We start from the raw sequence: 14,637 nt of genomic DNA on the forward strand, positions 1-14,637 counted from the left end.
AAAGTCAGCGAGAGGCGCTATTGTGCAATACTGGTTTGGAAAGGCAAGAAGTTATCGATTCTGTACTAAATACACTATTTGCACATTCGTTCATTATGTAACCAGTTCGGTTGTGATCATTATTTTACTTGCTCTCATTTGAAAGTAACACTTCTCATCGTATGGTCGAATAAGAGAATGGAAACAACGATAAAATAAATCTATCCCATAGTTAATGATCCATAAAAATAAAGCCAAGTAATCCGCTTACTTGGCTCTTCATGCTTATTTCCTAAAAATGTCGTTTATTTAAGCAGGGCTTTCTTGTAAATGCTCACTACTTGGTTGTTTGTTATGAGGCTGCCAAGGGGAATTTACCGAATAAGGCTGACGCACCGCTAATTCTGTTTCGGATAACACGCCATAACGAAGTACGGTGTGGTTATTCACCAGTAATATATCGCCAAGTTGTAAATCAAAAACATGCTGTACTTGTGAACGTTCAAGAATAGGAGTTAAAACATTGGCTACTTGATTGATATTGTCAATTTCAGTCGACGACGATATATGCTTCGCCAATGATGGGCTCCAGCGTAAATTCATTCCCCAATCCCCCGACATAATCACAGGATAAGTAGCCGTATCATCGTACTGCACAATGGTATTTTTCAGCCAACCACTTGCTTGACCATTAAGACACAACGCAGCCAGTGAGGCATCCAGTAAGTTAACCTTCAGCGGAGAAGATGAACAGTAAATCGCCCATTCATCAGGAGTCATGTCAGTATAAGAATAGCGACGCGCTATGCTCGTTGACGGTGTTTTGAGCCCGTACCAACTGGGCTCTGCTAATGTACTACTCCGAACATATTCTTCCGGAAGCAGAGCATGATTTCCGGCAAACCACGAAGACCAAAATGAAGCTTGAGGCAACGGGTTAAAGCCTTTTAAACAGACAGCAGAGAACGCTTTTACTAATTGGCTCACTTGAGCCTGCGGTAGCGCGGTCAGTGAGCATCCATGGTGTGACTCTAACGTCAGGCCAAACTGCTCTGCTTGTAGAGTGGCTTTTACCTCACGCATCAATTGTGCCTCGTTAGCATCTTCGATATTGAAACGCAGTAAACACCACAGCGTTCCTTGATGCATTACGGGAATAATCACGCCTTCACGTTGTTTGTGATTGGCCTGCGTATCAATAATAAATTCTCCGTGGCAAGCATCAAATAAGACACAAGTATGCCAAGGTGTCTTAAACGATCGCTCATCAAAAAGAAACAGCGAATATTTTTTGCCTTGCATTGGGTGTTCATGAATGCTGAGACGAATAGCGTGGCTCAAATGAGTATTGAGGAAATTATCGAGTGCACGTCCTTGCACCATCATTCCTTTAGCCATAAGAGCTAGTCGCTCACGTCGTTTCTTATAACTCAGCGGAGCAAGCGCATATTTCTGATCCTGATGCATGAATTTTTTCAAGCCCAGATAGGTATGGTGCATTGCATTATCATGCTGTTTAAGACGTGCAAAATCACGCTCATATTCCGCATCACCAAAGCGCTGCTTTAATCCATTGAAATATTGATATTCATTTAAGTCATCAAACGCAGAGAAGTGCTCAAAGTTTATAATTTTTAGACAATCACTGGCGTTCATATTTTCCACCATATTCCGTAATTCATCAGAATAAGTGTAATGATGTTCTAAATCGACATTAATATAATCAGAAAATGTATGATAATCAGAAAAAATGTAAAACATCACTCCTGGAGAATAGACAGATTGAATATCACGAATGGCATTAACAAATTTTTGTAAAACTCGATATTCACCCAAATCAGGCTTATAACCTAATACCTTATCTAGGTTATTCGTTTTACATGGAAAGGCAGGTAGTAATAATGTAATGACTTTGTTTTCAATGACACACTGAGCTATCTGTTTTTTTAACTTCTGATACCCACTAAAAGTGGCGTCTGTTTGTGCTAATAATTGGTCTAATAAAATAAAAGCAATATTATCCACACATTGCTGCTGTTGATGATCAAGCATAGTGTTTCCTTATTAAAGGCGAAGACCATTGACGGAATGATGCAGAACCCTCGGCCTTCACTCTCGGTTAAAAAGTTTATAGGCCAGCCAACAGTTCAGCCGCGTGCGCAAGCGACGCGAAAGCCGCAATATAACCATCAGGGCGGATCAGTAAAGCTTGCCCCTGGTAGAATGAACTCTCACTCCAATACTGCCCAGGCTTCGCCTGATCGTACAGATGAAGGCAACGCACAAACGGAGGAATTTCTGGTGGTAACTCAGCATCGCCAGTTAACAGAAGCGTAAAGGAGCGGTAATCTAGCCATTGATAAAAGCGGCAACTCTGCTGATCGCTATGCATCTCAAAGTCATACACTCGAGAACCGTTTAAGCCACCATTGCCATACCCAATGCCCATACCTGTGATGTTACCAGCTCGCTGTTCAACGATTTGTACATAGTCCTCCGCATGGGTTCCTCGTTCTGAGTATTTAGTCGCACGCACCAATGCACCAGAGCTTTCAATCACGCTGCGAGCCACTGGTTGGCGCTCAGCCTGATAACTGTCCAGCAGCGTAGGTGATGCCTGACCACGCAACACCATATTGAGCTTCCAGATCAAATTGAACGCGTCAGCAACTCCGGTATTGAGCCCTTGGCCGCCATTGACCGAATGTATATGGCAGGCATCTCCTGCTAGAAATACCCGTTGCTGGTGGTCATACCGTTCTGCAACAGACTCCTTAACCGAGAAATAAGAAAACCACTCAACCTGCTTAAACGTCAGTGAATGCGGCGACATTGCTCGGTTAATGCGCGTAATAACCTCTTGCTGAGTAAATTCTTCGGTGTCCATACGGATATAAAAACGATCCAAATCACCTTCACGTGGAATCCAGGCGACATCTGACGTCTCAGCCTGAAATACGATGATTTCTGGCACTTTCGGAAAATCTGACTCAATAACACCATCAATCACCGCCCAGATAATTTCTGGTCTCTCGATTTCAAATGGAATCGAAAAATGCTGACGTACAAAAGAGCGCCCACCGTCTGCACCAATCACGTAACGTGAACGAACTCGCTCGCCACTGCTTAGTTCCGTCACGCAGCCTTGCTCATCAACAGTGATATCGACCACAGATAAACCACGGCGCACGGCCGCGTTCTGCGCTTTGACTGCACTATCTAGCGCTTTTTCAATATGTGCTTGCCCCAACATCAGAAAGTGAGGATAGAAGCAGCCTTGCAGCGCTGTCCACCAATGAGACTGGCGTGACAAAAATTGACCATTAGCCCATACCGAACTGGTATTACAGGGTTTGCCTTGCACGTAAAGTGGCTCAAATAAGTCAACGATATCAAGTAACTGCAGAGTTCGAGCATTAAGTGCATCGGCCCGTCCGACCACCAGTGGCCCATTAGATTTATCAATAACTTGTGAGTTCAGACCGCAGCGCTGCGCTAAATAGTGGCACATAAGCCCGACAGGGCCGGCTCCAACGATCATAATATCTGTGTGGTAATCACTCATCGGTAAGACTCCAAACTTGGATTATCAAACGGTGGATCGCTTAGCACCTGAACTCGACGGATATGACGTGGGGTATGCGATAAAAAGCTTTCTCGACCATGCAGTAAGTTAAAGTTATCCGTAATGACCACATCATCATTTTGCCATTCGTGAGCATAAAAATGACGAGGGTCATACAGTGCGTCACGCAAGCTACGGTGGAACTCAGCTATTTGCTCACTATCAATGCCACTAAAGGTCACATTTGGTGGGTTTAGCAGATCGCCACGTTCAGCGAAATGCGGTTCGGCGTAACGAATGACCTCGTGTGAGAGATAGGGATGTTGAGCAATAATCGGGGAAATGGTGTGACTGCAATAGAACTCCATCTCTCGCTGATAGTGCCCCGTGACTTTTCGCCATAATGAGCGCTGCTGTTCGGTTGCGTTCTGTAGCGCCTTGGTTGTATGAGTGAAGGTCGTCCGGCCGCCTTGTGCTGGCAATGGCGCCTGAACACATTGAAATATCTGATATTCAGGCACTTGAGGGCGGAACATGCCATCCCAATGCAGCGGCATATAGCTACTATCAAAAATATGGTCCTTTGGCTGATCTTTTTGAATTAAATCTAACACTTTGCCAAATGGCCAAATACTGATCTCTCCCCATTGCTCGCAATATTCTGCAAATTGCTCGGCCTGTTCAAAGGCTTTAAATCCACGTATCAATACCAACTGATGCTCAATAAATAGTTTACGCAGTAGTGCTATTGGTACTTCGCTAATGGGAATTTTTAATCCATTTGCTTCTATTTTTACTCCAAAAGGATGGAGCTTCGTGACCTGATAATTCATCACCCGTTCCTTTAAATTAATTTTTAATAAAACGTTAGAAATAAAACAACATTGCATCCATCATTTTCGAAAATTCGGTTGGATAATATTAAAAATATTTACACAATATTGATATTTATAAGATTGACATTGCTAATTTAATTATTAATCCCAGTTTATTTAGGAATAGATATCTCAATAGTGCCATCATTCAGAAGAAATTTATTATTTGCCCGTATTTAAAGGAAACCAAAATGGTTTATATCTCTCTAATTAGAGCTGTCATTATTTGATGAATGACAAAGGTTGACTAGATAACAAAACAAGAACGAAAGGTTACCAATAAGGGAACAATTATGTTGAGTGAGTTAAAACGTATTGCCATTTTTAATAAAGTGGTTGAATACGGTTCGTTTACCTCGGCTGGTGAATCGTTAGGCATAGCAAAATCGAAAGTGAGCGAGCAAGTTAGCTTACTAGAATCACATCTTAACGTACGTTTACTGCATCGCTCTACCCGTAAAGTTAGCCTAACGACTGAAGGGCACGCATTTTATCAACATACCAATGGCCTCTTACCGCTGGCAGAAGACGCGCTACGGGCCGTCCAGCATTTTTCTACCGATGTGGCAGGCGTGATTAGGATCGGTACAACCATTGATGTCGGCAGCTATATTTTAAGTCCGCTGATTTCAACATTTTCTGAGAGTTACCCCAATGTGCTGTTTGATATTCAACTCGAAGATGGTTTACAAGATCCAATAGCCACACAATTAGATGTGCTGATCAGAATGGGTGAACTGACATCTTGCTCAATGGTTGGCCGCGAATTAATGCCTTTTAAAATGGGGATATACGCCAGTAAAAAATACTTAGCTAGTGCACCTTTATTAAGGAAACTACGAGATTTAGAGCAGCACCCATGGGTTGCGCTAACTTTATTGAATCTTCCTCAAGATAAAGTCACGCTAATCAATCCAAAGGGAGTGAGATGCAACATTAAAACCCGCCCTAAACATATCTGCAATGCGCCGCTTGGTGCGATGTCAATGGTACAACAAGGCATGGGGATCGGCTTGATTGCCAATTTTCTCGCTGACGAAATCAATGATCCTAACCTCGTCAGGCTTTTTCCAGATTATTATCTATCAGATAACACCATGAACATTCTTTACCCGAGCCGTCACCATCTTGCGCCACGAGTAAGGCTATTTATTGATTATTTAATTGAAAAAATCCGAGCTTGAGCAAAACAAAAACGCCCCGTCAGTTAACGGGGCGCACTTTAAGCCTTAACGACGACGTCGCCACATACCAAAGCCGAGTAATGAGAAGAGTGCTCCTAGGCCGAATGAACCGCCATAGATGTTCAGTTCTAACACGGCAGGATCATGATCAGATGCGCGGAAATGATCTTGATATTTAGGTAAATCACCTTTGAATTCACTGTTGTAATCAAACAGTGTCGATTCACCGCCATTGATATGCCAATCGGTCGCATCCACCACTTTGCCTTTCAAACTTTTGCTGACCAGCAAATGATCCAGTGCGCCAACTTCATCATTAAATGAGTAACTCCAGCTCTCTGGGTGTTTTATGGCCACGGCGTTAAGGTACCCATAATTGTGAGTAATCAACGCGCCATCATCACCAAACTGAGGAGTACCTGCAAGGTAAGTATTACGTGCCGCACGAATGGTTTTGCCATACTTCTCTGGGCTGTAGTCCGTCAATACGAGCATCGGGTCTTCCATACCGTAAGAGTTCATATCACCCAAAATGACTTTATGCCCTTTTATTTTTTGTAACGCTTCACCTAAAGCAACTACAGCTGCGACACGGAATTGTTCACATGCACCTTGAAAATCAAGATCTTTGCCGCCTTGCCCACCTTGTTCAACTGGTGCGGCATCTTCCCAACATGCCGAGCCTTTGGATTTTAGATGGTTAACCGCGACGGTAATTTTCTCATTGCCACCTTTAACTTTGAAGGTCGGTGCAAGCGTGTCACGCTGGTAATTTTTACCATCTTCAATCACTTTGCCTTTGTCATCCAACACTTCAGGTGCTTGTTGGCTTGGCATTGGAATTACACGATTTTCTGTCAACTTCACCACTTTTTCACGGTAAATCACTCCTGTGGTGATCACATCCGTGCCAATAGAATCAAGTTCATCGGTCACACCATCATTATTTGAGTCAATCGCGACAAAACGGTAATGCTTTTTCTTATCCGAGATCTGGCTATTGATCTGATTGACCAATTGCGCAATTGCCGACCCTGCACCGAAACCGTTATTCTCAATTTCCATCAAACCGACAATATCGGCATCCAAACGTACAATCGCATTGACGATCTTCGCTTGCTGCAGTTCAAATTCTGCAAGGTTATTAGCACCACGATTACCGCCATGCTGATTTGCATCACCGCCAAACGGCGAGTTGAAATAGTTAAGCACGTTGAATGTGGCAATGCGCAGATCGCCTTCATCGATATCCGGTTTCTCGCTGCGGGGATCATTGCGTACGAAATTCTCTTGGCTGAGCGAATTGGTCACAATCAGACGATATTCGTTGTAACCGTATGAGAGCACACCTTCTAAACCTATGATGCTGTCATCAATGCGGATGTAATCTTCAGTCGAACCATTTTGATCAATATCACTGCGACCAAACTCTGGGTAGTACGGAATTTGGCCATCGGCGGCTTTCGCATCGGATTCAATAAACAAGCGGCGCTGCGCGTTTTCCACGCTCTGCTGTTTGGCTTGCTCAGAGCCCGCAGCGAATAGCTGGTTCGGCTGCATGTTAATACGACCTTGCGCTAACACCATGTTATTGCGACGAGCAGCATAGTCATAACCAAAGGTTCGCGTCACACGCATATCCAGCTCTGGTGTGGTTTTTACCAACATGCCTTCATAACGCTCTAATGTGTGCTCAAAGTTCTCATCGGTAGGCAAAATCTCTATCGCGGTCGCTTGTGGAGCCTCTTGCTCACCTTGTTTTAGCCATTGCTTGTTTTCGACTTTAAGCTGTGTGAGGTTGTAATACTCCTGTACTTTACCTTTCACACAAACCACATCCCCCGGTTTTAAACTTGAGCTTGATTGATCGGTAAAAACAAACAAACCTTCAGAGGTATTTAAGTTGTAATCATCTTCCAACGCTTGCAGATAAAAACCTTTCGTCAACCCTGTGGTAATGGCACTCACGACACCTTTGACAAAATATTCTTGGTCGGTGATGTAAGGGTAACCACTAATAAAAGGAGAGGTTTGCCCTTCACCTTGGATCGCTTGAATAGAGGTAAAGGTGGGTTCAGATCCCTCTTGAGTACAGGTAAACTCAGCCGGTGGCTCTACGGCATCGAGTGCGCCTAACCCATCAATGTTATCCTTGCCTAACGCGCTCCACTGAGCAGCTTGATAAGCCGCTGAGGGCATAAGGCTATCGCTATTACGCACTAAAGTGGTGTCCTTGCCCCAGTTAATGCCGCCCATCACTCCCAACACATCATGCACGCTACCATCACTGTTTAGCAGTGCCACCGGATCATCACCGTTAAAATTAATTACTGAGCCATTATTTTCATCGCTCACTGCTTGGATAGCACTATTGGCGTTGGCATGAGAAATCACTAACACATCATTCGCGGCAATCACTCGCCCAGTCAGGGGCAACTGTGTATCCCAGTTACCACCGCCGTTGCTTGATTTCGCTAAAATGAAATTGTCTAAACTGACGGATACATTACTAGTGTTAGCAATTTCGATCGCCTTATTGAAGCTGCTGCCTTCTACATACTGAGAAATAATAATCTCAGCTTGAACTGATACAGCCAATGTGGAGCTTATCGCCGCAGCGAGTAATGTTCGGCCAAAGGGTTTAATTCGTGTCGATTCCATTGTTCACCTCTTTCCCTGCTCTGTAACCGAAGTGGTAAGCAAGGTGTTGTAAATCACGTTTATAAAGGGGATTGGTTCCATTTGCGCGTACAGTGTTGTGTTTTTAAATGAAAGATAAAAACATTCACCATTCATATCGAGATCAACATCGCATAGCTAGAGCAAATACTTGAACTAAGCGCAAACTTTCAACAAAGAAGGTAAAGGGGGTTTTCGACAGTGATATTGCCGTGAGGTGAACAGTCTTATTTTTCTAAAAAGAAAGGCAAACAAGGTGCTCCGTACACGGCAAACACCTTAGTTTGATTATTGTGATTGGCTAAAAGAGAGGTAGCGATCAAAGACCGCCTGGGCGCGACCGGTTTTTTGCGCATCGAGAAAGTAGTCATTGAGCTGATTTAGCAGCGGCATCGAATTTTCTAAACTGCGACGAACTTGCACGTGGTACGGCTTGTTTTTAGCGAGCAAATGGTGAACGATTGGCCGATCAATTTGATATAGACCCAACTGAATTCCACCATAAATGGGTTCAATTTCACTCACAAACCAGTCACAGCGCTCTTTTTGCAGCATATTCAGCGCTTGCTGTACGGAATTTAAATAGAGAGAGGGTTCTCTAGACAGTGCAAAATTCTCATAATTAAAGCCATTAACTCCGCATAATACGCCATCAACGGATGGGTCTTTTAAATCTTCATGATTGTCTGGCAGCGTAAAATAACCGAGTTGAATCGTATAAAGCGGGACCGAAAAATAGCTGTACTCAGCCCTTTCTGCGCGATAACTTGCATCCCATGTCAGATCGCAGCGACCGCGCTCTTGCGTCAGTTCATGTTGGACTCGCGCCCAAGGCATAAAATAAAACTGGTAATCGATGTTGTGAGATTTTAATGCGTCCAACACCAGCGTTGTGGCTGAGCCAGTCAAGGAATCGGCTTTTTCTTGATACGAGCTCCCCTGCCAATAGGTGAACGGGGGCCAAACATTCACATCACCAACACAAATACGAACTGGCTCTGCGGCGGCGGCACTACAGATGAACATCAATCCTAATAACAGCAGTCGTCTCATGTTCAAAACTCATCATCATGGTTATGATTTAAAGTGTAGACCTAAGCCTACAATACAAAGAGAAAGATCAAATTTGATTAAGCAGAAGTAAAAAATAAAGCTAGGAAAACCTAGCTTTATTTAATGCAAAAAGAGTTAGATTATCGCAGGAAAAATTAAGGACGCTCGACAAACCCTACCGCTTTAAATGCTTTTTTCAAGGTGATCGCAGCGCGGGCCGAGGCTTTTTCTGCACCAGCTTTCATTACTGAATCAAGATACGCGCGATCTTCTCGAATGCGCGCGTATTCAGCTTGTACAGGCTCCAGCATGGCAACCAACGCTTCGCCAACATCTTTCTTGAAAGGGCCGTACATCTCAACACCTTGATATTGCGCTTCAATCTCAGCAAAGCTTTTGCCTGTCGCCGCAGAGTACAAACTCATCAAGTTGGAGATGCCCGCTTTGTTTTCGGTATCAAAAGCGATGCGCGGTGGCGTTTCAGTATCTGTCTGAGCCTTATTAACCTTCTTGATAATCGACTTTGGATCTTCCAGCAAAGTGATGACATTCTTACGGTTATCATCTGACTTAGACATCTTTTTCGTCGCATCTTGCAGGCTCATTACTCGCGCGTTCACTTGAGGAATGTAAGGCTCTGGAATGGTGAAGATCGGCTTTTCAGGACTATAGATGTTGTTAAAACGAGTCGCGATATCTCGCGCAAGTTCTAAGTGCTGCTTTTGGTCACTGCCCACGGGTACTTGGTGCGCGCCATAAAGTAGAATATCGGCCGCCATCAACACAGGATAACCGAATAAGCCCGCATTCACATCGTTCGCATAACGTGCTGATTTGTCTTTGAACTGAGTCATGCGGCTCAATTCACCCATCTGCGTGTAGCAGTTGAGAAGCCAACCCAATTGAGCATGCTCTGGTACGTGTGACTGAACAAATAGCGTGCTCTTTTTAGGGTCAACACCAACTGCAAGACAGATTGACAATGCATCTAACGTGGCTTCATGCAGTGCTTTCGGATCTTGACGAACCGTGATCGCATGCAGATCAACCACGCAGTATTGACAATCATAGTCATCTTGCATCTGTTGCCATTGACGTAGAGCACCCAAATAGTTACCGATACTTAGTTCACCTGACGGTTGAACACCACTCAATACAATGGGTTTGCTCATAGGGATGATTTCCTTGCTACTTAAAATGAGATAAGACTGAAAATGTCTGTGAAAAAAACCGCGCTTATTCGCTAAGTGATACTTGATTTAGCGATAACGCGGTTTATGCAGTGTACTCATTGACGAGTATTTTACTAGCGCATTGTGTGAACTTTTATGCTGAAACTCGCAACACATCAAGCAATTGGTCGATACAGTCCGCCACGTAATCAGGGTTGGAAGCTGAAATGGGCTCACCGTGATTGTAGCCATAAGTCAAACCAAACGAATAACAACCCGCATTTTTAGCCGCTAAAATATCGTTTTTCGAATCCCCAACCATCAACATTTCCTTGGCCGTTAGTTGATGTTTATCCAATAGCCAGTTAAGCGCCATTGGATCAGGTTTTTTGATCGGGAAGGTATCACCACCAATCACATCACTAAAAAAGTGCTCAATACCATGTTGTACCAATACGTCAGGTACAAACTTAGACGGTTTATTGGTCACCAAAGCTAATGTGAATCCAGCACTGTGTAGCTGCGCTAAGGTTTCTTTCACTTGGGGATATAAATGGCTCAGTTTATGGCCCGTTTGGGCATAAAATTCATCAAAACGCTCACGAGCGGTGGCTTTGATCTCATCGCTAAGATCAGGGTTGATGGTTAAACTTTGGCTAAGTGAGCGAGCGATCAGCACATCTGCACCATTGCCGACGTAATCACGCACTTGCATTTCTGATACTGATGAATAGCCTAACGATTGTACCGCTTGGTCGGCGGCTACGGCTAAATCTGGCACGCTATCGAGCAAGGTACCATCGAGATCAAAGGCGATTAATTTAATTGAGCTTAAAGACATCTTAACTTCCGAATAATAGACAAGGGGCACAAAGCCCCTTGTTGCGTTATAAGTATGTTGCGTAGTGATTATTGAGGTGTAGTCAGTATTATGACTTAGCGCGCCACTTTGGCTAATTCTGCGCGCATCTCATCAATCACCGTTTGGTAATTAGGTTGACCAAAAATAGCCGAGCCTGCGACAAACATATCTGCGCCCGCTTGTGCAATTTCACGAATGTTATCGACTTTGACCCCACCATCAATCTCAAGGCGGATATGACGACCCGATTGCTCAATCAATTGACGCACCGCGCGCAGTTTATCCAACGTATGCGGAATAAAAGATTGACCACCAAAACCAGGGTTAACCGACATCAGCAAAATGAGGTCCACTTTATCCATAATAAATTCGAGATGCGCAAGTGGCGTAGCTGGGTTGAGCACTACACCCGCTTGGCATCCGTGCTCTTTGATCAATTGCAATGTGCGATCAACGTGATCAGAAGCTTCCACATGAAAAGTGATCATCGAAGCCCCTGCCTTGGCAAAATCAGGAATGATGCGATCAACTGGTTTCACCATCAGGTGAACATCAATCGGTGCCGTAACACCATAGTCACGCAGCGCCTTACAAATAGGAGCACCAAAGGTCAAGTTGGGAACGTAGTGGTTATCCATTACATCAAAATGGACAACGTCTGCCCCAGCGGCAAGCACTTTCTCAACATCTTCGCCAAGACGAGCAAAATCTGCTGAGAGTATAGATGGGGCAATTAGGAAATCTTTCATACCTGACCTCTTAGGCTAGTGGGCGCAAATGCGTGATGAGCAAAATTCGCCCGCAATTCTACCTAAGCTGGCCAAGATATCCTAGCGCGACACCCGATTTAACTGCGAAATGTTAACCTTCGCATTCCGCTGTATTGAACAGTGCCAACAACTCATCTACTTTGTTGCGCCCTGCTCCATTACGGCTAATGGTGCGCTTAACCTTGACCACGTTAAGTTCTGCACCATGATATAAACGGCGCGTTAACTTAGTGTCATGATTGGAAATCAGTACCGGTATGCCACGATCATTGGCGGCTTTTTCGGCGACATCGGCCAATGAGGCTTGATCATCCAATGAAAAGCCATTACCAGAATAAGAAGTAAAATTGGCGGTAGTAGAGAGTGGCGCGTATGGCGGATCGCAATAGACAACACAGCCCTTGCGAGCACGACGAAACGTCTCTTCGTATCCTTCGCAAATAAAGGTCGCTTTCTTGGCTTTCTCGGCAAAAAACTCCAATTCTGCTTGCGGGAAATAAGGCTTTTTGTAGGAACCAAAAGGCACATTGAAACCGCCTTTTTTGTTGTAGCGACATAACCCATTAAAACCAAAACGGTTCATGTATAAAAACGCCAACGAACGATACAGTACATCATCGGTTTTATTGAACTCTTTGCGAATATCGAGATACGCTTCTTTACGGTTGTTATCGGCCGTAAACCAACGCTTAGATTCGGTGATGTACAGTTCAGGTTGATCTTTAATCAGGTTATACAAGTTGATGAGATCAGGATTGATATCGGCCAACAAATACTGTTCAAAATCAGTATTGAGGAACACAGAGCCAGCACCAACAAAGGGTTCAACCAGTTTACGCGCTGGCGGCAGGTGACGTTGAATCTCTTCGACTAGGCCATACTTACCACCAGCCCATTTAAGAAAGGCACGCTGCTTCTTCATTTACTGCTCTATCTTTCAACCACGAAATAAGGCTGCGGAATGTAACATATTTTTGCGTCAAGCTCAGCGTTATTTCGCACGATCAATCTCTCGTTGTACTTGGCTGAGTGATTTGGCCCAAGGGCCTTGCAATTGCAACGCTTTCGGTAAGGTTTCAACGGCATCACGCGCAAACTGGATGGTTGGATAATTACCATAGGTGATGATGTACCACTCCACATCATTGCGTGCTGTCGGATAAATACGCACCTTTTCTTGCAGCGCGTAGGTGTTAATAAAGTTTTGTGCTTCAGCAAGCGAACTGACCGCCGCTAATTGCAAAGTATAACTGCGTGGCGAGAAGGCTTTGAGTTCTTCTCTCGCAAAGGAGAAAGTGATTTTCGTTGGCGCAGCAGCAGTGGCAGTCTCACTTACTGGCACAGTTTGCGCCGTGCGGTTTTGTGCATCAGCAAGTGCATTATTAATCACTGACGTATCGGCGTTGGTCGAATTGCCTTCCAAAAGCGCATCCACAACATCAGACTCAATCACCACTCGTTGCTGATCGCTGTCAATTATGCCCACGCTCTCTGAATTCTCCATCACATCGGGTGGTAACGAACTGGAATCATCTTCAGCATCTAAATAACTCGGGTCACTTTTCGCAAGCTCCTTCCCATTATTGGTGGCGTCAGTTGCTGAATCATCGTTAAGCGTATTGACTGTTGGTGCAGCAGCATCCCCGAGCGTCGGAATCACCGTCTGCTCGAGTGTGCCTGTAATTTGCGACGCTTGCTCATCGGGTGAGGGCTGGGTAAATAGCCACCAGTAACCACCACCGATGATGAGCAGAAGCAGTAAAACCAAGGCAGCGATCTGCACAGGAGAACCGATAATCGAACGGATGATGATCCTTTTTTCCATTTTCTGCTCTCCTAATGCCATGATTTCCCCAGGCACGCGTTTCACCTTTTTGTAAGCGTTGCGTACGCGGCGCTCCATCTCATCGGGTACATAACGCATGACCAGATTTTCAAAAAAGCGATCCGCTTCTTCATTGCTTAGGGCTTCAATCTCAAGCTCTACGGGTTTATGCTCTTGTCCGTAGCTTAAACGAGTCAGCAAAGCATCAAGACTATTGGCTTGTGCAAATAATACGACATTGATGGTCCACAATGGATTGGCTTGTGCTTCTAACACCAGCATCCATAGCTCAGACACTAAGGTTTCAGAGAGTAGATGAGCGTCATCGACAACAATCACCACATCACAACCGCCACCATCAAGCAGGCGAGCTAAGCTGTCAGAAAGTGTATCGTGAGGATTAAATAACGGGCCTGAAACGATTTGGGTAAGAATGGTCGCTCGACGCTGCTGGTCATCTTGATTGGGATGGCACAGCAACAGCGATTGGTTTTTATCTTCGGCCCACGCTTCTAAATAACGCTGCGCTAACCAAGATTTACCAAAACCTAATCCACCACCAACGGTAATGACATTTGAGCCAAAATTGGTCAATAATTGCAAACGCTCAAGTAGCTCGACTTGCGAATCTAATTCCAATATACGTAATTCATTCGCCAAACTCATTAGGCCG

At 44.5% G+C, this 14,637-nt stretch carries 11 protein-coding genes; 1 reads left to right on the forward strand and 10 read right to left on the reverse strand.

From position 1 onward, the window contains the following. Positions 1-288 precede the first annotated feature (288 nt). The 3 genes from AACT18_RS04110 to AACT18_RS04120 all read right to left on the reverse strand — a co-directional run bounded on the left by AACT18_RS04110 (position 289) and on the right by AACT18_RS04120 (position 4,377). The gene (locus AACT18_RS04110; protein WP_094133354.1) at positions 289-2,031 is read right to left on the reverse strand and encodes an L-tyrosine/L-tryptophan isonitrile synthase family protein; all 1,743 of its coding nucleotides are present in this window, start codon (positions 2,029-2,031) and stop codon (positions 289-291) included. Between the two features lie 76 nt (positions 2,032-2,107). Beyond that, positions 2,108-3,544 (reverse strand): FAD-binding protein, encoded by a 1,437-nt coding sequence (locus tag AACT18_RS04115; protein WP_088729175.1) that lies wholly within the window; start codon positions 3,542-3,544, stop codon positions 2,108-2,110. Continuing rightward, on the reverse strand, positions 3,541-4,377 hold the full coding sequence (locus AACT18_RS04120; RefSeq protein ID WP_064625957.1) for a TauD/TfdA dioxygenase family protein: 837 nt from the start codon (positions 4,375-4,377) through the stop codon (positions 3,541-3,543). The genes AACT18_RS04115 and AACT18_RS04120 overlap by 4 nt, the downstream gene beginning before the upstream one ends. Before the next feature lie 335 nt (positions 4,378-4,712). On the opposite strand from AACT18_RS04120, the gene AACT18_RS04125 reads away from it, so the two are divergent. Next, positions 4,713-5,603: a LysR family transcriptional regulator gene (locus tag AACT18_RS04125; RefSeq protein WP_094125769.1), complete on the forward strand. Its 891-nt coding sequence runs from the start codon at positions 4,713-4,715 to the stop codon at positions 5,601-5,603. Positions 5,604-5,648: 45 nt separating this feature from the next. Here AACT18_RS04125 and AACT18_RS04130 read toward each other — a convergent pair whose 3' ends face one another. From AACT18_RS04130 to AACT18_RS04160, 7 genes are all read right to left on the reverse strand, one after another. Then, positions 5,649-8,264, reverse strand: a complete 2,616-nt coding sequence (locus AACT18_RS04130) for an ExeM/NucH family extracellular endonuclease (protein WP_094125768.1) — start codon at positions 8,262-8,264, stop codon at positions 5,649-5,651. Between the two features lie 306 nt (positions 8,265-8,570). Beyond that, positions 8,571-9,335: a substrate-binding periplasmic protein gene (locus AACT18_RS04135; RefSeq protein WP_094125767.1), complete on the reverse strand. Its 765-nt coding sequence runs from the start codon at positions 9,333-9,335 to the stop codon at positions 8,571-8,573. A gap of 155 nt (positions 9,336-9,490) precedes the next feature. After that, positions 9,491-10,507, reverse strand: coding sequence for a tryptophan--tRNA ligase (trpS, locus tag AACT18_RS04140; RefSeq protein WP_013855895.1), 1,017 nt, complete (start codon positions 10,505-10,507; stop codon positions 9,491-9,493). Between the two features lie 154 nt (positions 10,508-10,661). Beyond that, positions 10,662-11,348, reverse strand: a complete 687-nt coding sequence (locus tag AACT18_RS04145) for a phosphoglycolate phosphatase (protein WP_026027427.1) — start codon at positions 11,346-11,348, stop codon at positions 10,662-10,664. A gap of 95 nt (positions 11,349-11,443) precedes the next feature. Next, on the reverse strand, positions 11,444-12,118 hold the full coding sequence (gene rpe, locus AACT18_RS04150; protein ID WP_013855893.1) for a ribulose-phosphate 3-epimerase: 675 nt from the start codon (positions 12,116-12,118) through the stop codon (positions 11,444-11,446). 112 nt (positions 12,119-12,230) lie between these two features. After that, a complete protein-coding gene (locus AACT18_RS04155; RefSeq protein ID WP_013855892.1) occupies positions 12,231-13,061 on the reverse strand; it encodes a Dam family site-specific DNA-(adenine-N6)-methyltransferase in 831 nt (276 codons plus the stop codon). Positions 13,062-13,130: 69 nt separating this feature from the next. Continuing rightward, positions 13,131-14,630, reverse strand: coding sequence for an AAA family ATPase (locus AACT18_RS04160; RefSeq protein ID WP_094125766.1), 1,500 nt, complete (start codon positions 14,628-14,630; stop codon positions 13,131-13,133). Positions 14,631-14,637 lie beyond the last annotated feature (7 nt).

The sequence above is a fragment of the Vibrio sp. V04_P4A5T148 genome (assembly GCF_963875605.1).
In the GTDB taxonomy this organism is placed as follows: Bacteria; Pseudomonadota; Gammaproteobacteria; order Enterobacterales; family Vibrionaceae; genus Vibrio; species Vibrio anguillarum.